Annotated in this window: 17 protein-coding genes and 1 tRNA gene; 10 read left to right on the forward strand and 8 right to left on the reverse strand. The window is 53.5% G+C overall.

The features are described from left to right. Positions 1 to 18: 18 nt before the first annotated feature. The 7 genes from OSC10802_RS0133280 to OSC10802_RS0133310 all read right to left on the reverse strand — a co-directional run bounded on the left by OSC10802_RS0133280 (position 19) and on the right by OSC10802_RS0133310 (position 4,445). Complete coding sequence (locus OSC10802_RS0133280) at positions 19 to 597, reverse strand: hypothetical protein (RefSeq protein WP_017721089.1); 579 nt, start codon at positions 595 to 597, stop codon at positions 19 to 21. Positions 598 to 680: 83 nt separating this feature from the next. Continuing rightward, positions 681 to 2,084 (reverse strand): AtzE family amidohydrolase, encoded by a 1,404-nt coding sequence (locus OSC10802_RS0133285; RefSeq protein ID WP_017721090.1) that lies wholly within the window; start codon positions 2,082 to 2,084, stop codon positions 681 to 683. Further along, entirely contained in the window at positions 2,081 to 2,269 is a 189-nt protein-coding gene (locus OSC10802_RS0133290) for a DUF4089 domain-containing protein (RefSeq protein ID WP_017721091.1), read from the reverse strand. The genes OSC10802_RS0133285 and OSC10802_RS0133290 overlap by 4 nt, the downstream gene beginning before the upstream one ends. Before the next feature lie 8 nt (positions 2,270 to 2,277). Then, positions 2,278 to 2,628, reverse strand: a complete 351-nt coding sequence (locus OSC10802_RS0133295) for a DUF952 domain-containing protein (protein ID WP_017721092.1) — start codon at positions 2,626 to 2,628, stop codon at positions 2,278 to 2,280. A gap of 72 nt (positions 2,629 to 2,700) precedes the next feature. After that, on the reverse strand, positions 2,701 to 3,159 hold the full coding sequence (locus OSC10802_RS0133300) for a cupin domain-containing protein (protein ID WP_017721093.1): 459 nt from the start codon (positions 3,157 to 3,159) through the stop codon (positions 2,701 to 2,703). 76 nt (positions 3,160 to 3,235) lie between these two features. Beyond that, positions 3,236 to 4,045: a cysteine hydrolase family protein gene (locus OSC10802_RS0133305; protein ID WP_232731872.1), complete on the reverse strand. Its 810-nt coding sequence runs from the start codon at positions 4,043 to 4,045 to the stop codon at positions 3,236 to 3,238. 154 nt (positions 4,046 to 4,199) lie between these two features. Next, positions 4,200 to 4,445 carry a hypothetical protein gene (locus tag OSC10802_RS0133310; RefSeq protein WP_017721095.1) on the reverse strand — a complete coding sequence of 82 codons (246 nt, stop codon included), beginning with the start codon at positions 4,443 to 4,445 and terminating at the stop codon, positions 4,200 to 4,202. Between the two features lie 162 nt (positions 4,446 to 4,607). Between OSC10802_RS0133310 and OSC10802_RS0133315 the strand changes: the two genes are divergently transcribed. The 8 genes from OSC10802_RS0133315 (at position 4,608) to OSC10802_RS0133350 (ending at position 17,144) form a co-directional block, all read left to right on the forward strand. Continuing rightward, positions 4,608 to 7,844, forward strand: coding sequence for an ATP-binding protein (locus OSC10802_RS0133315; RefSeq protein WP_017721096.1), 3,237 nt, complete (start codon positions 4,608 to 4,610; stop codon positions 7,842 to 7,844). Between the two features lie 191 nt (positions 7,845 to 8,035). Then, the gene (locus OSC10802_RS0133320; protein ID WP_017721097.1) at positions 8,036 to 8,464 is read left to right on the forward strand and encodes a DUF7680 family protein; all 429 of its coding nucleotides are present in this window, start codon (positions 8,036 to 8,038) and stop codon (positions 8,462 to 8,464) included. A gap of 4 nt (positions 8,465 to 8,468) precedes the next feature. Continuing rightward, positions 8,469 to 9,131 (forward strand): Uma2 family endonuclease, encoded by a 663-nt coding sequence (locus OSC10802_RS0133325; RefSeq protein ID WP_026099031.1) that lies wholly within the window; start codon positions 8,469 to 8,471, stop codon positions 9,129 to 9,131. Between the two features lie 296 nt (positions 9,132 to 9,427). After that, positions 9,428 to 9,712, forward strand: coding sequence for a hypothetical protein (locus OSC10802_RS0133330; protein WP_017721099.1), 285 nt, complete (start codon positions 9,428 to 9,430; stop codon positions 9,710 to 9,712). A gap of 61 nt (positions 9,713 to 9,773) precedes the next feature. Then, the gene (locus tag OSC10802_RS0133335; protein WP_017721100.1) at positions 9,774 to 9,980 is read left to right on the forward strand and encodes a hypothetical protein; all 207 of its coding nucleotides are present in this window, start codon (positions 9,774 to 9,776) and stop codon (positions 9,978 to 9,980) included. Positions 9,981 to 10,189: 209 nt separating this feature from the next. After that, positions 10,190 to 13,027, forward strand: a complete 2,838-nt coding sequence (locus OSC10802_RS0133340; RefSeq protein WP_026099032.1) for a DUF1156 domain-containing protein — start codon at positions 10,190 to 10,192, stop codon at positions 13,025 to 13,027. Positions 13,028 to 13,485: 458 nt separating this feature from the next. Further along, positions 13,486 to 13,995 carry a hypothetical protein gene (locus OSC10802_RS0133345; RefSeq protein WP_044172159.1) on the forward strand — a complete coding sequence of 170 codons (510 nt, stop codon included), beginning with the start codon at positions 13,486 to 13,488 and terminating at the stop codon, positions 13,993 to 13,995. 26 nt (positions 13,996 to 14,021) lie between these two features. Next, positions 14,022 to 17,144 carry a DEAD/DEAH box helicase gene (locus OSC10802_RS0133350; RefSeq protein ID WP_017721103.1) on the forward strand — a complete coding sequence of 1,041 codons (3,123 nt, stop codon included), beginning with the start codon at positions 14,022 to 14,024 and terminating at the stop codon, positions 17,142 to 17,144. Between the two features lie 92 nt (positions 17,145 to 17,236). On the opposite strand, the gene OSC10802_RS0133355 is transcribed toward OSC10802_RS0133350, so the two are convergent. Next, positions 17,237 to 17,308, reverse strand: a tRNA-Val gene (locus OSC10802_RS0133355). A gap of 349 nt (positions 17,309 to 17,657) precedes the next feature. Between OSC10802_RS0133355 and OSC10802_RS0133360 the strand changes: the two genes are divergently transcribed. Continuing rightward, on the forward strand, positions 17,658 to 18,272 hold the full coding sequence (locus tag OSC10802_RS0133360; protein WP_017721104.1) for a metal-binding protein: 615 nt from the start codon (positions 17,658 to 17,660) through the stop codon (positions 18,270 to 18,272). Between the two features lie 218 nt (positions 18,273 to 18,490). Further along, entirely contained in the window at positions 18,491 to 19,339 is an 849-nt protein-coding gene (mazG, locus tag OSC10802_RS0133365) for a nucleoside triphosphate pyrophosphohydrolase (protein ID WP_017721105.1), read from the forward strand. The last annotated feature ends 381 nt before the right edge of the window (positions 19,340 to 19,720 follow it).

Raw genomic sequence — 19,720 nt, forward strand, 5'->3', positions numbered from 1 at the left:
GCCGGTAACGAGAAAATCTCAAACCTGTTTGGCTAGCTTAACCCAATCTTCAATTCCTTTTTGGGTGGGCAGGTTTTGCGCGTTAAATGTCCGTATATCTCGCTTGTGCTGCGGGCCATAACTGACGTGCACCGGCCTGTCCTCTCCATAATAATATAGAGAGTCAAATGGCAATCTCTGGGCTAACACCCACTCGACAACCTGCCGCGTGGAAAGTCCGGCAATCAAAAAATCGCACGCCGCGCCGAGTCTCTGGCAGTAATACTTGCCATTCTTATTGACCTCATGGGCCATGTGCTGGTCGAGTGCCGGTGCGACGCGGCCATTTTTCTGACCTGTCTCTGGGTCTTTTTGCTCCAAATATCGCTTCAAATCTTTGGAGCAAAAGCCATAAGTCAGCCGGAAGCTGTCAAATCCGAACTGGTCAATAATCGGGTCCAGGATAAACTGGTTTAACTCTCGGATGGCAAGAATCGTCTCCTCTAGGTTTTCTGGAAAGGGATTGATTTTGCCGGCATACTTTTGATAGGTCTGCGTGCAAGTGCAGAAATCCTCAAGGGTGAGGTATTTGCCAAGTTTGACTTCTTTGACATTCATTTTTCAGTTGCGCCTAGAAACCGGGTTTCTTAAAGAAACCGGGTTTCTGAAATTTACAAGAAGAATTTAGACGCGCTATATCGCTATTCTACCACCGGCACCGGCGCGGAGACAACCCCCATCGCTTCCAGCACACCGGCAACCCGCAAAATCAGCGCTTCATTGTAAGGTGCTGCTACCAATTGCACCCCCAGCGGCAGATCGCCGGGGCGCTGAATTGGCACCGATAAAACCGGCAGCCCAATAAAAGATAAAGGCTGCGTAAATAACCCCAGATGGGGGCGGACTAAAATCTCAACCCCATCCAAAATCATCTTTTGCTGCCCGATTGCCGGTGCTGGGCAAGGCGTAGTGGGAGCTAAAATCAAATCCACATCCTGAAACACCTCGCGCACGCGATCGCGAAACCAGCTGCGGAACCGCTGCGCCCCGATGTACCAGCTTGCCGGAATCAGGGCACCGGCCAGGAAGCGATCGCGCGTGGCGAAGTCAAAATCCTGCGGGCGCGATCGCAAGTCATCTAGGTGCAAGGAAGCGCCCTCGGAAGCCGTAATCACAAACGCCGCCGCGCGGGCGCGGTGCGCCTCGGGCAAGGTGACATACTGCGTTGCGCCCAGAGCGCGGGCGACTTGTGCCACCGCCTCCAGCGCTGCCGGCTCCGCACCTCTGGTGAAATAGTCGCCTGCGATCGCAATGCGGGCACCGGCAATCTCTTGCAAAGACGCGGCTAATTGCGTCTCCGCCACAGGGCGATCGCAGCAAACGGGGTCGCGATCGTCCCGCCCTTGCAGGATATCAAACGCCGTGGCAATATCGCGCACCGAGCGGGCGAACGGCCCAATGTGGTCGAAACTGCCGGCAAACAGCACCGTGCCGGCACGCGACAGACGCCCGTAAGTCGGTTTCAGCCCGTACACCCCGCAAAAGGCAGCCGGCACGCGAATTGAGCCATTTGTGTCCGAACCCAGCGTCAGCGGCACCAGCCCACCGGCAACCGCCGCCGCCGAACCCCCGGAGGAACCGCCGGCGATGCGAGTCAAATCGTGCGGGTTGTGCGTTGCGCCGTAATGCGCGTTTTCGGTGACAAAACCGTAGGCGTATTCGTCCATATTCAGTGCGCCAACCAGCACCGCACCGGCTTGTTTCAGTCGGGCAACAGCTGTGGCATCTTGAGTCGCTGGGGGTTTTTCGGCATTAATTTTCGAGCCGGCTAAAGTGGTAATACCGGCAATATCAAACAGGTTCTTGACAGCAACCGGCACGCCGGCAAGCGGACCTGGGTCTTCCCCCCTGGCAATTTTCCGGTCAATTTCCTCAGCTGCTACCAGAGCGGTATCCGCTGTTACAGAGGTAAAACAGTTGAGCGCTTTATCTCTTGCAGCAATCCGGTTCAACGCAGCAGAAACAGCGTCTTTTGCGCTGACTTGTCCTGTGCGGACTGCAGCGCCAAGCGATACGGCATCAGCTCGATTTAAATCTAAAGTCATGGCTCAAACACCGGCGCGGCTTCAATTTCCTCTGGCAGGGGGAATTCTGTCACGAGTTTGGCGACTGCCTGAATTCTGGCAAAATTCTCCACCACACCGGCGCGGTGTTCGGGCTGCAGTGGCAAATCCACCAACCGAGCCATTTGCTCCACATATTCAGCTGGATCGAACATCTTTTCGCTCATACTTTCTGTCAGGCGATATTGCTGATTTCTTGCGGCATTACAAATTTACCATCTTCTGCCGGTTCAAAGTCAAGAACTTGGAACACCGCATCCAGGTTCAGCGCGCCATAAATGTGAGGGTAGCGCTCTCCTCCTCCCACCCCTTCATATCGAATCTCCGCTCCCACCTTCTGCGAGTCAATGCAAAGGAGTTTCAGTCCCTTTTGACCCGAAAACCAGGTATTTGCCACTGGGATAACTTGTTCCGGTTCCGAACAGTGGATAAAGCCTTCAGATTCCAGCGTATCGCCTCGATAGACTCCCGCCAATTTGGCTCGCTCCCATTCTTCCCGCTTTGTGATGTGCAAAATAACGCTCACAGCCTTTCCTCTTCGCAACTTCAAGAAACCGGGTTTCTGGAAGGAACCCGGTTTCTCGCTCCTTGAATCATGCTAGCATGCAACGAGGTCGTCTTTCCGGTAAAGGACAGCTAAATCTTCCTCGTCGAGCTCCACCGGCGTCCCGCTGCGAATCAGTTCCGCAAAGTCTTCATTGGGCACCATTATGCACAAAGCGTACAGGCGAGTGGAGCCGGTATTTTCAATCACGTGGGTGCCGGTGGGCGGAACTAAAATGCTGTCTCCGGCTTTTATCCGCACACTTTTGCCGTCACAGGTGGCTCGCCCCTCTCCTTTGAGGATGAAAAACATTTCAGTTGCGTAGAGATGCCGGTTGGGGGGTGTCTTCCCGCCGACATCGAAAATTTCAACGCAATAGGTTAGGGAGGCGTTTGCGCTCGACGGCTCAAACACAATCGCCAGCCGGTTGGTGTCGCGAGGGCTAATGCGATAAGCTTGGTAGTCCCTAGGAGATTTGACCACCGGAATCACGCAGCGCAGAGATGTAATCATATTAATTTCCCCTTTTTAATGCAAGGATTTTTTGGCGATACAGCTGTCATTCATTCGGGGGCTGCGCCCCTTGTTATCATTCTTTTATTGCCTTAAAAATGGCTTGAGAATCTGTTACAAAACCGAAGCACTGCTTGACGTTGTAAAGGGTTGCTTGCCAGCAATACTCGGGGGAAGTTGTGGCCGTGCAGTCTTGTACTAAGATGCAGTCATACCCTAAAAAGTTCGCATCTTGCAGGGTGGCCATCACGCACTGGTCGGCATTCACTCCACCGAAGAATAAGGTCGTTTTCCCCAGGTTGCGCAGGATGCTGTCCAGGGGGGTGTCCCAGAAACCGCTCATGCGGTACTTGTCCACCCGGATATCTTGCGGGAGCTGTTCCAGTTCGTCCACTACGGCGGCGGCCCAACTGCCTGCAGCCAGGACTTTAGCGCCATTTGCCGGCAGGGGGTCGTTGAGCCCGATGCCGGTGCCGGTCGGGTTGTATACATGGCGCAAACCGGCACTGATATTGAGCAAATCCGGGCGGTTGCCCCAGTTCACCCAAATCACCGGAATGCCGGCGTGGCGCAGTGCCGGCAGCAGCGCCTGCAGTGGGCCAATGGGTGCCCGTGCCGGTGTGACATCCACCCCAATATGCGCCAGCCAGCCATCAGGATGACAGAAGTCATTCTGCATGTCAATCACCAGAATCGCGGCTTTCGCCAAGTCCAGGCGCAATGTCTTTGTTTCTGTTGCCAAAGTAACCGGTCGCGCGTCGAGGGGAGGGCGAGTGATATCCGCGATCGCGTCATCAACTGCCCAGGCATTGGGCGGAACTCCTAGAGTGTGGAGAGGGCGATTCATGGGTTGGCTGTATTTTCTCAAACATAAGTGACTTCTCACTCATTCTCTCTCCTCAAGACTGTTTTGTGGGATAATTTTAGATTATTTTCACAGTTGGCGGCTGCACCGGCAGCCGGCCCGGTTTGCAGAATGGGGGTGAGAAACCGGGTTTCTTAAACAAACCCGGTTTCTTTAAGTTGTGCGGGCTGCCGGCTCACTCCAGCGGCTGTCCGTCAACTCGGATGTTTGCCCGGGTTTCAATCCAAACCCTCGCCCCACAGCTCAGAGGCTTGTCGGGGCGGTAAACTACCGTAGCAATTACATTGCCGGCTTCATCGAGAATTTCTACTTGATTTCCGTAAGTGCTGGACTTGCCGGCCTTCACGGAAATCACCGGTTTATTTGCGCCTTTGGCATTGGCTTTGATGTGGTGCTGGTTAATATGAATCCGCTGTAGCATAACATTTTCCCTCGCTGTGCTAATATCTACGCGCGATTGCCGGTTTTTGCCGGAATAAGCAGAAGTGGGGTGCGCACCCCCGGGAACTCACCCCACTCCCTCCCCCTTGCCAGGAACGGCGAGCCGGTGTAATATTGCACTGTACGGGGTTAGGAGTTTGACATGCTGCCATCAATTTTTAAGACTTGCGCTCCTAGAGAGTCAATCCAACTAGGAGAAATCTCGGAGGAAATCTTTGCAGCCAAACTGCGGTTTGTTGTCAAAGGCAGCGCCCCCCGCGTTTATGGGGAGGCCAATACTTTTTTTGCCAATACTTTCCCGACTGAGGGTCTAAAAACTCTGATTCGCGAAGTGTTCGGACGCCTGTGCGGGGCTTCTGCCGGCTCGCCGGTTATTCGCCTGGAAACTAGCTTTGGGGGCGGAAAAACTCACGATAAAATCGCCCTCTGGCACATCTGCAAGCAGGGACGGAAAATTGAGGAGTTGGAACAGTTTGCTGATTTGAGTTTAATTCCCGACCGGCCCATTCAGGTCGCCGCTATTGACGGGCGCGATTTAGACCCGGAAAATGGGGTCTACCATCCCGAAACCGGCATCACCACTCACACGCTTTGGGGCGAAATTGCCTACCAGATAGGCGGGATTGAGGGCTACCAGCTGTTGCGCGGCTCCGATGAGAAGGGGATCAGTCCGGGCACGCCGGTGCTGGAGCGGCTGGCAGGGGGAAAACCCACTCTAATTATTTTAGATGAAATCGCCCGCCACTTGCGAGCGGCTAAAGCGAAAAAGATTGCTGAGAGCACCCTATCCGAACAGGTTGTGGCTTTCCTGTTCTCGCTGATGGATTTGGCGGCGGCTAGCAATAATTTGGTGTTTGTCTACTCCCTCGCCACAAGGTCGGATACCTTCGGGGAAGAGACAGCGGATCTCAACGAGCTAGTTAGCGCTTCCGCACGGCAAGAGCGCATTTTGAATCCCAGCACGGATGTGGAAATCTACAATATCGTCAAGCAGCGGATGTTTGTTAGTGTCAGCGAAAAAGCTGCTGCAGAGGCGGCGAAGGAGTATTTAAACACCTACCGTTCCAGCCGGATTAATTTGCCGGATGGCTGCAAGGATGCTAGCTATGCGGCGGCGATTTCTGCCAGTTACCCTTTCCATCCAGAACTGTTTAACCTGCTCACAAAAAAGATTGCCTCAATTCCTGATTTTCAGCGAACTCGGGGGGCGCTGCGGCTGTTCGCCCTAGTGGTGCGCTACCTCTGGCAAAATCCCTCTGACTGGGTGCCGGCAATTCACACGCATCACATTCCAGTGGGGCTGGATAATAAGGTGACTGATGATTTAACTTCTCGCCTGAAGCGCTCGCTGATGCGCTTGCCGGTGCAAGCGGATATCTACAACCCAGATGGCAGGAAAGCTTACGCTCAGGTGCAAGATGAGGAATGGCTGGCTGCCGGTAAACCCCCTTTCTCTACCTGGGTGGCGCGGACTATTTTCCTGCACTCCCTGACTCAGGGAATTTCATCGGGAATCCGGCGGGCTGAGTTGAATTTATCCCTGCTGACGCCGGGATTGGAAATTGGTTTTGTTGACCGCGCCCTTCAGCAGCTGGGTTCTGTCGCCTGGTATTTGGACGAAGACCCGGTGACTTCGATTTGCCGGTTCAGGGAAGAACCTTCTCTGAATAAAATTATAGCAGAAGAAAAGGATCTTGTGGGCATAAGTGAGGCGAAAGCGGATTTGAGGAGTCGCCGGGACAGCATTTTTGCCAGCAAGTTTTTTACCCTCGTCCCCGCACCGGAAACGGCTTCTGATGTGGGGGATAGCGCTGAGGATGTGGCCCTGTGCGTCATTGATTTTGATGAGGAAACCGTGTCGGCTTCGACGGATGGCCCAACGCCTTTAGTGGAGCGGATTTTCAATAGCACCGGCGATTCGGGGAAGTTCCGCATTTTCCGCAACCGGCTGCTGTTTTTGCTGGCGAATAAGCTAGAATTGCAGCGGGCGATTGCCAACGCCCGCGAGTATAAGGCGATTCAGAATATCCTCAGGAGTCCCAACCGGCTCGCCGATTTGTCGGAAAGCCAGCAGAAGCAATTGCGGCAAAAAGAAGGGGAGATGGATTTGGCGGTGCGCGTGTCTTTAACCAATGCCTACCGGCACCTTTTCTATCCCGCTAGCGATCCGGTGAAAGCGCCCAAGGGCTTGATGCACTATGTCTTGCCGGCAGAAGATTGCAGCACTGTCAAGGGGAAGAATAACCAGCAGGAGGTGATTTTGAAGGCGCTCAAGGAGTGCCAGAAAATTCGCCTGGAAGGGGATAAACCTTACGCACCGGCTTACATTTTGCAAAAGGTGTGGCCGGCGGGGCTGGACTCCTGGACATCGAAGGCGCTGCGAGAAGCTTTTGCCAAGGATTTGAGCTTGCATATCCTGCTGGATGCGGAAGTGGCAAAACTGCGGGATACTGTCCGCGAGGGGTTGCTCAGCGGGCACTGGGATATGAAAGCCGGCGAGCGCTTTTTTGTCAAGACGGATAGCAGCAACCCCAGCCTGCCAGAAACCATTGAATTCTCCGATCGTATGGTACTATATCGCCGGGGAATTTTGCAACCGCCGGCACCGAAAGAGGTTGAATTGAGCGCTCAGGTGATGCCGAGTGCGGAACCGGCTAAGCCGGTGCGCGTCAGGTGGAAAGCAAAAGGAGCGCTGACTGTCACGCTTTATCAGGATGGGGTGGCGGTTCCCGGTTTATTTCGCCCTTCTGATGAGTGGGAGGGGAGTGTGGGGAAAACCACTTCTTTTCGCGTGGTGGCTGACTGGGGAAATGGCGAGACGGCGGCGAAAGAAACCCAGGTGGTGCTGGGTGCCGGTGCGCCCAACACTCTCCTTTATCCAACGGGTGGCGCTGGCATCTGTTCAGCTGCCGGTGAGCAGTTGAGCCTCTTCCAGGTTAAACCCGAAACCTTTGAGTTGGAGGGCAGTATTAACAGTGCTTTTACGGCTCTGAGCGACCGCTGTGCTGACAGTAAGGTTAAGGGTATTGTAGCATTAGAGCTATCAGTCGGGCAAGTGGTGGACTACCGCAAACTCGGCACAGCTTTGCCGCTTCTGAACCGGTTCACTCTGCTGGTTGACCAGACGATAACGGTTCAGTCCGGCGAGCAATTTGTGCGCTTGGAATACCAGGGCGGAATACGGGGATTCCAGAGTTTCTTTCCCCCCGTCAATGCTTTGCTCAACACCCCAGATGCGCAAGCGAATGTGAATTTGAAACTCACTTTTGAGTTTCAACCGGCAGTCTTGCCAGAAGGCGCGGAGATGAGCACAATTAAACAGGCGCTCAACCGCAATCCGGTAGACCGGCTTTCTTTGAGCGCTCGGGTTACTTATTAGATTGGAGAACCCGGCACCCCAACCCCCTCCCCGCTTGCGGGGAGGGGGAGCTAGAAAGTAGGTCGGTTTACTGCGCTCCAAATGAAGAAACCCGGTTTCTTTAAGAAACCGGGTTTCTAGCCCCTCGGGTTTCTAGCCCCTCAGAACCGCTATATCCCATCCGGTAACGAGAAAAATAATGTCCAGGAATTATGCAAGAATTTCAACTGCGGGTAGTGGCTACGGATAACAACAATTTTGCCCTGGAACTGTACCAGTGCGCCTACAAAAAAGCGGGGGAGAAGAAGCGCCCAGCAGCTAAGCGGATTGGCCGGCTCAAAGGGGAGGCTCTGGTGCGGGCGCGACAGGCCATTTATGCGGCATTAAAAGCGAATAACTATGACCCCAAAACCCTGACAAACAAGCGGCAAACTCCCTACGTTCTTTCTGAGGACTCCGGCGTGAATCTGGCGCTGCTGTTCCAGGCGTTGCAGCGGCTCTCCAAACCTGATAAAATTGCTAATATCACTGCTGGAGTGATGGCCATGAGCGATGAGGAGGCCCACTACTGGTTTGCCAAGATTGCCGGCGGCAAACGCTCTGCGGCGCTCAAGGCAATGCGGATACTACTGGGAGAGTGAAACTATGGTACAATCTGAGTTCGGGCTGCGCCTTCCAACTAGCGCTGAACTTCCTTGTTCGGATGACAGACCTGTGGACAACGAAAATCAAAATTTTATTCCGAATTTCCTGTTATTCCTGCTGGAATTTATTTGGGGCAATCGCCAAGACTGGTTCTTTGGCGTCGATATGGCGCTCTATCACACCACGGGAGTCAACCCCCTTGTTCCTGTTGTTCCCGATGGGTTTTTGAGCTTGGGAGTTGAGCGCCGCAAGGGCAGGGGTTCCCGCTTAAGTTACGTCGTCTGGGAGGAAAATGGAACTGTCCCGATTCTTGCCCTGGAAGTCGTCTCTCGCACGCCGGGGGGAGAGTACGACGAGAAAATGGAAATTTATGCCCGGTTGGGGGTACTCTATTATATAGTGTACAGCCCCGACTACTGGCAGCGTGACCGGCACCAGCCTTTTGAAGTGTATCGCCTGGTTGATGGCAGTTACCGGCAGCAAATTGGCGAGCCTTTCTGGATGCCAGAAATCGGCTTGGGGATCGGGCGCACCCGCACCCAAACCGGCGGATTGGAGCGGGAGGTGCTTTCCTGGTACAATCAGCAAGGAGTCAGGTATTTGACTCCGGAAGAACTGCTAGATCGCTATCGCCAGCGCTTTGGCGAATTGCCTGAAGATTAATCTCTCGTTACCAGGCAGTAGGGGCAGCCCCCTGCTGCATTAGTGTCAACTTAAGCTCCCGGCGATTGAAATCGCGGCTATACAAACGAAGTCCGCCTTCGCGGACTTAAGAGAAGAGCTAAAATATTAAAACCCTTGCCTTGCGGGTTTTGTCTGTATAGCTGCGGTTACCCTGCGGGAAGCCGCCAAGGGCGTCTACAACCGCCCAGAGACTACGGGACACAGCTTAAGTTGACACCGATGCCCCCTGCTGCCCTAGGAACGAGGTAAAAACAACCGGTGGGAGTTAACTAAACATGAAAATTGATGTGCGCCAAGCTGTGATTGCGGCCAAGGAATATTTGCAGTCTCTGAAAGATCAGATAGGGATGCTAATCGAGGACTTAAGGCTTGAAGAAGTCGAACTGTCGGATGATAAAAAATTCTGGCTGATTACATTAGGTTTCAGCCGACCGGCATACAAAGCAAAAAATCCTCTGGCTGACCTGACTGACTCTCCTAAGTATGAGCGAGAGTACAAAATCTTTAAAATCGATTCGGAAACGGGTGAGGTGCAGTCCATGAAAATCCGAGAGGTATGAGTGAGACTTTTCGCCAACTATTTAAACAGATTTAGAAAGAGATGCAATAAGGGGAAAGGACATGGCCCATATCAAAGCCTTTTATGAACCGGCAATGGAGCTGCTAACCGTTTTTTGGCAAGCCCCTCGCTCCAATCAAATCTGTACGGAACTCGGAGATGGGGTGATTCTCATTAAAGATTCCCAAACAGGGGAGCCCATCGGAATGGAATTATTATATTATCGCCCCCTTGACAGCCGCTTTGATTGTGTTACAGTAGAGGAGTAGGGTGCGTTCCCCTCCCAGGGGAACCCACCCCACACCCCCATAAAAAAGGAGGGAACGCACCCCACAACTCCCCCATGAAAAAGAATTGGGGGTGCCTTCCTCCAACTCCCGAAAAAAATTGGGTGCGTTACGCTCCGCCTAACGCACCCAACTGAAAATTGTGCTATAGTAGACGCAAGCAGTTCAAGTTCAACAACTTCTCTCAACCCATGTCCAACCCCACACCCAAACGCCCCGCTGTATTTATCGAGAAAATCATGCCGGTGAAGCTGCTCAACGAGCAGGTTTATTACGAACATGGGGGCAATCCCTTCAAGGGGTTGCACCGCTGGTACTCGCGCAAACCCCTGTCATTCAGTCGCGCCAGCGTGCTCGGTTCCCTACTCCCGGCAACTGTAACCCTCAAAGAGTTTGAATACCTGCTGGGGTTGGAACCCGGAAAGGAAATAAAGCTCTACAAAACCCCTCCCTCGCCGGTGCGCATAAATAAAGTGCGGGAGTATTGCGAGACAGTTTGGGGCACTCGCACCCCTACAGTTTTGGATGCCTTTGCCGGCGGCGGGAGTATTCCCTTTGAGGCGGCGCGATACGGGTTGAATGTGCTGGCGTCGGATTTAAATCCTGTGGCGGTGGTGACGATGAAAGCGGCGATGGAATATCCGCTGAAATTTGGGCCAGATTTGCAGCAGGATATTGATAAGTGGGTGAAGTGGGTGGGAGATGAGGCGGAAAAGCGGTTAGCTGAGTTTTTCCCATCTTTGCCGGGGGAAACGGTGCAGAATTACTTGTGGGCGCATACCGTGGTGTGCCCTCAGTGCGAGTCTGTGGTGCCGCTGAGTCCGAATTGGTGGCTGAGCAAGACTAGCAATTATGCAGGGAAAGGACAAGCGCGAAAAATTACCTGTGATTGGTATGCGGTGAAGCCAATTCCTAACCCTGAGAAGAAGCGGGTTGATTTTGAAGTGGTGAGGGGCAAGAAGGGGAAGGGCACAGCGATTAAAACCGCTGAGGGTGAGTACGATCCGGAGACGACAACAACGATTAGCCGGGGTGTGGGCAGATGTCCTAATTGTGGGAGTGTGATTGAAGATGATGTGATTAAAGCTCAAGCTCAGTCTGGCGGTCTTGGACATCTATTGTATGCAGTTGCTTATCGGAAAGGCAACGCATCTCTAGAGTTTAAAAAACCTGCCAAAATTGATTTGGATGCCGTGGAAAAAGCAGCTAAGTTTTTCCAAGAGAAAAGAACTGAGTGGGGAACGTCCGGATTTATACCCATTCAGGAAATCCCTTCCAATACCCATCGAGGGCCAGATATGTACCTCTATGGAATTTATCACTGGCATGAGATGTTTAACCCGCGCCAGCTTTTAACCCTTGTCACCTATATGGAAATTATCAATGAGGCCAAGGCGCTGATTCAGGCTGAGTGTGAGTGGGAGAAGGCGGAGGCTATCGCGACTTACTTGGCTTTAGTGTTGGATAGATGTATAGATAAAAACTCAAGATTATCTCATTGGCAAGCATCTAGAGCTTTTGCACAAGCTGCATCAGGACAGCACGCACTTAATCTATTCTGGAATTATCCAGAAGTTAGTGGCGCTGGTGAACTGTGGCACTGGTGTGCTGATGCTCTTGCATCAGAGTATAAAGAACTTTGCTCACTGTTCGGCACACAACCCAGCGCCACCGGCATTCCGGGAATCGAACACTGCGAGCCAAAATCCATCCAAATCGACGCCGCCTCAGCAGACAGCCTCTATCACATCCCCGATAAATCAGTCGATGCCATCGTCACCGACCCACCTTACTATGACTCAGTTAGATATGGTGAATTATCCGATTTTTTTTATGTGTGGCTTAGGGTAAACCTACTAGATATTTTCCCTAACTTATTTTTAAACGAACTAACAGATAAAGATAAGGAAGCTATCGCCAATCCCGGGCGCTTCCGCAATATGGGAGCATCCCCAGAAGAACTCGCCAACCGCGATTACGAGGCAAAAATGGCGCTCGCCTTTGCCGAACACTACCGCGTGCTGCGCGATGACGGCGTAATGACAGTGCAGTTCAACCACAAAGATTCCGGCGCGTGGGATGTGCTGGCAAAATCCCTCATCGATGCCGGTTTCGAGATTACCGCTTCTTGGGCGGTGAGCACCGAAAACCCGCAAAACTTGCACCAAGCGCAGAAAAATTCTGTCTCCAGTACCGTGCTTTTAGTGTGCCGCAAGCGCGACTTAAATGCAGGACAAGCGTGGTGGGATGATTTGCGCCCGGAAGTCGCCAATCTCGTCGAACAGCGAGCACCCGAATTTGAAGCCAGCGACATCACCGGCATCGACTTATATCTAAGCGCTTTTGGCCCCGCTTTGAACGTATTTAGCCGGAGTTGGCCGGTACTCAGCAGCAGCGGAGACGAAGTGCGCCCAGAACAAGCATTTGCCGAAGCGAGAAAAGCCATCGCCTCCTACCGCTTCCGCAAATTAGCGCAAACCGACACTGCCGGTTTTGACCCCCTAACCCAGTGGTATTTCCTCGCCTGGGATGCCTTCCGCGCCCGCGAATTCCCCTTCGATGAAGCGCGACAGCTGGCATTAGCAATTGGCGGTTTCAACGTCGCAGATTTAGCGAAAACCTACAAACTCCTCGACTCCGCCAGCGGCACTTGCAAACTCCTCACCCCCCTGCAGAGGCTGAAAAAACGCGCCTTTTCTGTGAGCGATCAGGAATTTTCCGCCCGCTATCTCGTAGATGGACTGCACGCAATTATAGCGATTTACCAGGAAGAACAGGACATCCAGCCGGTGCGCCGGTTTATGAAAGCTACGGGCTTAGTTAGCAATGACATGTTCATGCGCACAATTGAGGTAGCGCTGAAAGTCATCCCCCGAATTGGGGACGAGAAAAAGCGCATCCCGGAAGAGAAACTCCTGTTAGATTTGTGGCTGGCAATGGATGAAATTAAGGCTAGAGTCACAGTTGAGCAGCTGGAATTGCCCCTGCAGTACGGGCAAATGAGTTTCAATTTTGATGCCGGAGAGTAGGGTGGGTTCCCCTCCCAGGGGAACCCACCGCACAATGTAATAGGTTCCATAAAAGGAGGCTCCGCCTCCTTTCAGGCGTTCCCAGGCTCCGCCTGGGAACGAGGATTTCGTAGGGGCGGTGCGGCACGACATCGGTGTCAACTTAAGCTGTGTTCCGTAGTCTCTGGGCGGTAGTCTCTGGGCGGTTGTAGACGCCCTTGGCGGCTTCCCGCAGGGTAACCGCAGCTATACAGACAAAACCCGCAAGGCAAGGGTTTTAAGATTCTAGCTCTTCTCTTAAGTCCGCGTAGGCGGACTTCGTTTGTATAGCCGCGATTTCAATCGCCGGGAGCTTAAGTTGACACTAATGCCCCCGTGCCCGCCCATACCGTTAGCGTAGCGGCTCTGTTAGGAGCAGTTTCTCCGTAGCACGCTAATCTGAGAAACGCTATATTTAGAAAAAGGTGAAAAAACAGCAAATGGTTGCCAAAAATAGACTTAACGCTTATCGCCTCCCGTCTCTGACGCTATTGCTGGCGCTCATGCTGACCGGCACTCAGGCGGGGTGCTCTTTTGCCGCGCCGGCGCACACACAACCCCAAAAAGAAGTTAAAATGAAAGAAAGTCAATCTCTAGTTACACTGACCGGCACGATTATTTTCAAAGACCTGGAAAGGCGCATGCCAACCCCCGAAGCTTGGATGGCCGGCTCAAACCAGTATTACGTCCTCGACGTAGGAGACGCCCACATCGAACAAATCGAACAGCCAACAGCAGCGGAGGGAGTCATCCTGCGGACTTCCGACCAGATTTCCAAAGAAATATTCCAGCAATATATCGGAAAGCGCGTTATAATAGAAGGGGAATACGTCGCCCCCAAACCTTTCATCCCCCAGAGTCCAATGGTAGCCTATCCGATGGGTCCCGATCGCCAACCCCTGCCAACAGGCGGCGGCTTCAAAGTCTACCGGCTCCAAGCAATTGATTAGCGTAACTCCTGTCTCCCCAGAATACTATGCCCCCCTTACTGCGAGATCGCCCTTGGAAAATCAGCTATGCCAGCAACCAGAACAATCCCGTCGCCGAATTCTACATCCCCGCCCTAGAATGCGCCGTACAGTACGACCGCAAATCAGGCTTTTTCAGCAGCGCCATTCTCAGCAAAGTCGCTCGCGGAATCGGCGCAATGCTCTACAATAAAGGCAGAATGCGCCTGATTCTCGGCTGCCAATTCACACCCGAAGACCTGCAAGCCATCCGGCGCGGGTACTCCTTGCGAGACACCCTAATCGCCCGCCTCCATGCAGACTTAAAACCGCCAGAAAACCTCGCCCAGCTCAAACACTTTGAAATCCTCAGCTGGCTGATTCAAACCTGCAGCCTAGATATCAAAATTGCCATTCCCCTCACAGCAGATGGCAGCCCCGAAGACAGCCAGCGCCAGCTCGAACCCCATCACATCTTCCACGAAAAAGCCGGCATCTTCACCGACACCGCCGGCGAGCAATTAGCCTTCAGCGGTTCCAACAACGAATCCCTAGGCGGATGGGAAACCAATGTCGAATCCTTCCACGTTTATTGCAGTTGGGAAGAAGGGCGAGAACTGGAGCGAGTGCGAGAAGAAAGCCTTCGGTTTGAGCAGCTTTGGAGCAATTCTGCCCCCAACGTGCGCGTGTTTGACATCCCAGAAGCCATCCAGAAAAAACTGCTGCGCTACGCACCGGCAACTCAACCCACTTGGAGCCGGCACACTGAATTCGACACCACCCCCCTGCCAAATTCCCCTCACCCCCTCCCCGCCGGCACAAGAAAAGAGAGCGAGCTTTTTACCCAACTTGCCGAACTCCACCGGCACCCCGGATGCCTCGACTTCTGCCTGAAATCAATCCCCATAAAACCCTGGCCTCACCAGCTTAAAATACTTCGCCGCGTCGCGCAACACTTCCCCCACAATTTCCTAATTGCCGATGAAGTTGGCTTGGGCAAAACCATTGTCACCGGCCTAATTTTGCGCTACGGCCTCTTGACAAAAAAAGCCACCCGTGTATTAATCTTAGCCCCCGCCAGCGTTCAGCCCCAGTGGCAAGAAGAACTGCGGGAAAAATTCAACCTCCACTTCTGGAGCTATACCCGGGGCGAATTTAAAGCCCCCTGCCAGAAAGAAACCCGGTTTCTTCAAGAAACCGGGTTTCTCAATCCCAATCCCTGGAACACCCAAAACCTAATCCTCGCCTCCTCCCATCTCGTGCGCCGGCAAGATAGAATGGAAGAACTGCTGTCAGCACAACCCTGGGATTTAGTCATCCTAGACGAAGCCCACCACGCCCGCCGGCAAACCCCCCAATCCCGGAAAGAAACCCCCAATCGCCTGCTACAATTAATGCAGCAGCTCAAACACAAAACCCGCTCCCTCATCCTGCTCTCAGCCACCCCCATGCAGATAGATCCCATAGAAATATTCGACCTGCTGCAGCTGCTGGGACTCCAAGGACACTGGGCGCATGGCGACAACTTCTGCAACTATTTTACCACCCTTGCCGGTCAGCCCAACCGCGACATTTTAGACTTCTGGCAGCAGATGTCCCAAGATTACTTTAATCGCGGCGGATCGCCCTGTCCGCGATTGCAGAAATACCAAGAAAAAACCGACCGCCTCTTAGCCTACCGAATGCGAGACATCTGGATGCGGGGGCAGAAAATAGCCAACAGCCGGCACGATTTACACCATTTAGAAGACACCCCCTTCCTCAGCGCATCGCGCCAGTACCTCACCGCCAACACCCCCCTGAAAGACCTAATGTTCCGCCACACCCGCCACACCTTGCGCGAGTACCGCCGGCGCGGAATCCTCGACAGCGATATACCCATCCGCGAAGTGCGAGACAGCGCCATTACCCTCGAACCCACCCGCGAAATTCCTCTCTACATAGCCGTCAGCGATTATGTCCGCCACTTCTACAAATTAGCGCAAAAAGAGAGCCGCAAAGCCTTAGGATTTTTGATGACTCTCTACCGCAAGCGCTTAACCAGTTCCTTCTACGCCATTAAAGAATCCTTGCAGCGACGCCTGGAAGGCATCAGCATCACCCCCGACGACTTAGGCGATTTAGAAGATGCCGGTGATGCTATAATAGAAGGATTAGAATCCTATTTTGCGCCCGACCCCCAAGAGATTGAATACCTGGAAAACCTGCTGCGCCGGTTTGAAACCACCGGCGAAGATACCAAACTGTCCCACTTCATCGCCCTGCTGCGCCAGGAATTCACCCAGCGGGAAAGCGCCCTTGTTTTCACCCAGTACACCGACACAATGGACTACCTGCGGTCAGCCCTGCAGCAGCTGTACGGACCGCAGGTAGCGTGCTATTCTGGTAGAGGGGGAGAACTGTACCGAGAGGGCAGCTGGCGTGCGGTGCCAAAAGAAGAAATCAAGCGCCGGTTTCGAGACAAGCAGATAAAAATCCTCCTCTGCACCGAATCCGCCAGCGAAGGGCTGAACCTGCAAACTTGCGGCGTCCTAATCAATTATGACATGCCCTGGAATCCCATGCGAGTCGAGCAGCGCATCGGGCGGATCGACCGCATCGGTCAAGTGCACCCCACCGTCAGAATTCACAACTTCTACTATGATGGCACAGTAGAGGCAAAAGTGTACAGGAAACTGCGCGAAAGAATTAATATCTTTACCGCAGTTGTGGGAAATTTGCAACCCATTTTAGCGCAAGTGCCCACATTTATCGAACGCGCCGCCATGAGTGCCGATCCCGAAGAAGAAGGCGTGCTGCTGGCGGAGTTTGAGGACATCCTCCAAGCCCCGCCGGTGCGGCCAAATTTAGATGAAATCGCAGCAATGGATGTGGAAGCAGACTTGGAAGAAATTCGCCGGCAAATCCCCCCCGCACCCCTCACCCCAGAATCCATTGAGCAGCTGTTCGTCAATTCAGAACTTTTAAAAACTTGCGGAGCCATTTTTGAGCCGGCGGGCGAACGCACCTGGCAGCTCACCTACAGAAATTATAACTGCAAAGTTACCTTTTATCCAGAAATATTTGACCAAATGCCATCCCTGCGACTGATGAGTTTTGCCGACCCCTTATTTGAAGAATTGCTGCAAACCGTAACGTCTCGCCTCTCCTAGACGTAGGACAGGCGTCCCGCCGGTCCTGCGCCTGTCCCAAAATATAGACGTAGGACAGGCGTCTCGCCTGTCCCCAACCTTCCACACACTTATGGGCAGTACAGGATTTGAACCTGTGGCATCATGCTTGTAAGGCACGCGCTCTACCGCTGAGCTAACCGCCCGATTTGACGAGACTGTTGGCGTACTTGATAGGGGGCTCAGATCCCACCCCCAAGTTTCCTCGTTCCCAGCTCAAGCTCGGAGGAGGAAAAACCGCGCAGATTGTGAGAGTCTCGCTCTACTCTTAGCCCGCGAAGGCGGGCTTCGTTTGTATAGCCGCGATTTCCAATCGCCAGGAACCTGGGCTAATCGCGGAGGAACTAGCTGCAGGTCTAACCCCTGAGGAATTCGCCAACAGCATCTTTGACTCACAGAAGGATAATATAACAGACTGTACGAAAAAAAGCAAGCACCCCCCAGCTAATTTTTTCCCAACAATCCCGCCCCAAGTCCCACCCCCCAAACTCCTGAATGCCCTCAGGTCGCACCCATGACCGCATTACCCTGTGGACCTTGCCGGCAGTGGCCGGTTTGAGCTTCACTCTCACCCGCAATGGCAACCTCACCCTATTAGTTGCCACCGGCTTCTTATTTGGCGGCCTAATGTTTGGCCCAGACCTCGATATCCACTCCCGGCAATACCAGCGCTGGGGGTGGCTGCGCTGGATCTGGCAGCCATACCAGCAGAACCTGCGCCACCGCTCCTTTCTCTCCCACGGGCCACTCATCGGCACCGCCCTGCGAGTATTCTACCTCGCTTCCTGGATCGCCGCCCTGTGGATTTTTGCCGCCGCCGCCGGCAAACTCTTCTGGGGCTGGCACTGGAACTGGCACTCAGCCGGCACTGCCGTTATCCAGTCTTTCCAGCAGCACTATAGCGAGTGGATCGCCCTGTTTGCCGGTTTAGAGCTCGGCGCAATGAGCCACTACCTCAGCGACTGGGCCGGCTCAGCCTATAAGCGCTTCAAAACACAGCGACACTCCCTCACCCCAGCAGCCAAACCCAGCAAGCGCCGGCACTCCCCCAAGAGTCCCCAGAACCGCCGGTCGAAATCCGTGCCGGTCAAACACCGCCACAAAAATTAAGCTATTCCCCATTTAATTTGCGCTATCCCCCTCTATCCCTCGTTCCCAGGCAGAGCCTGGGAACGCCCCGCAGGAGGCTCTGCCTCCTTTCTCCTACCAACAGATTAAAAGCCTAACATCTTAATCTGCCTCCCCCAAGCGAAATTGCCCTCAAGATTGGCACCGGCCCAAAATCGCGTTAACAATTATTAAAAGCAGTCCAATCGGAAAATTCCCCCATGTCCAGCCCTGACACCTCCATTCCCGCAACCCTCTCCCCCGCCCTAACCGCCCTCCAGCGCCTGATTGAAGTAGTCGCCAAATTGCGCTCCCCCGACGGCGGCTGTCCTTGGGACTTAGCCCAGACACCCGAAACCCTAATTCCCTACATCATTGAAGAAGCTTATGAAGTAGTCGATGCCATTCGCAGCGCCGACAAACATGCAATCGCAGAAGAACTCGGCGATTTGCTGCTGCAAGTCGTGCTGCAAGCGCAGATTGCCGGTGAGTCCAATCAATTTACCCTCGCAGAAATCGCCACCGGCATCGCAGAAAAACTCATTCGCCGGCACCCCCACGTCTTTGGCGATGTCGAAGTCAGCAGCGTTGCGGAAGTCCGCCACAACTGGGAGCAAATCAAAGCCGCAGAGAAAGGAGAAACAGACCAACAATCCCAACTCCTCAGTCGCAAACTCAGCCGGTACGCCCGCACCCTCCCGCCCCTGACAGCCGGAATGAAAATCTCCCAAAAAGCCGCAGCAGCCGGTTTCGAGTGGGATGACATTGCCGGCGTGTGGGCGAAATTTGAAGAAGAACTCGCAGAATTCAAACACGCCCTCGAACACGAAGATAAAGCCCAGCAGCAAGCCGAATTGGGAGATATCCTATTTGTGTTAATTAATCTCGCCCGGTGGTCTAATTTAGATCCGTCAGCCGCCTTACAGGAAACCAACCACAAATTTATCCACCGGCTCTCAAAAGTCGAAGCCTTTGCCGACCGGCCCCTCACAGATTATACCCTAGAAGAGCTAGACGTTCTTTGGGAGCGAGCCAAAGCCCAACTGGCAAAGCAAAAGCAAGCTCTTTGACTTTTAATTTGCTTATCTATTGGAAGGAAACAGAGCCGGCTTGCTTGGCGTTACCAGCCTGTAGGGGCGGGCCCCCGTGCCACTGGTGTCAAATTAAGCTCCTGGCGATTGAAAGACTCTGTTGGCGAATGCGTGAGGGGTTAGACCTCAGGCTAGTTGGCCAGGTTCCTGGCGATTGAAATCGCAGCTATACAGACGAAGCCCGCCTACGCGGGCTAAGAGTAGAGCAAGATTCTCACTCCAAAGCGCGGTTTTTTTCGAGGAAAGACGAGGAAAGGGGGGGACGAAAGGTTCTCTCGAAAGCTCCCCTCCCCGTTAACGGGGAGGGGTTGGGGGTGGGGTCAGACCCCCTATCAATTCGCCAACAGTCTCTTGAAATCG

The organism is Kamptonema formosum PCC 10802, assembly GCF_000332335.1.
Lineage (GTDB): Bacteria > Cyanobacteriota > Cyanobacteriia > Cyanobacteriales > Oscillatoriaceae > Oscillatoria.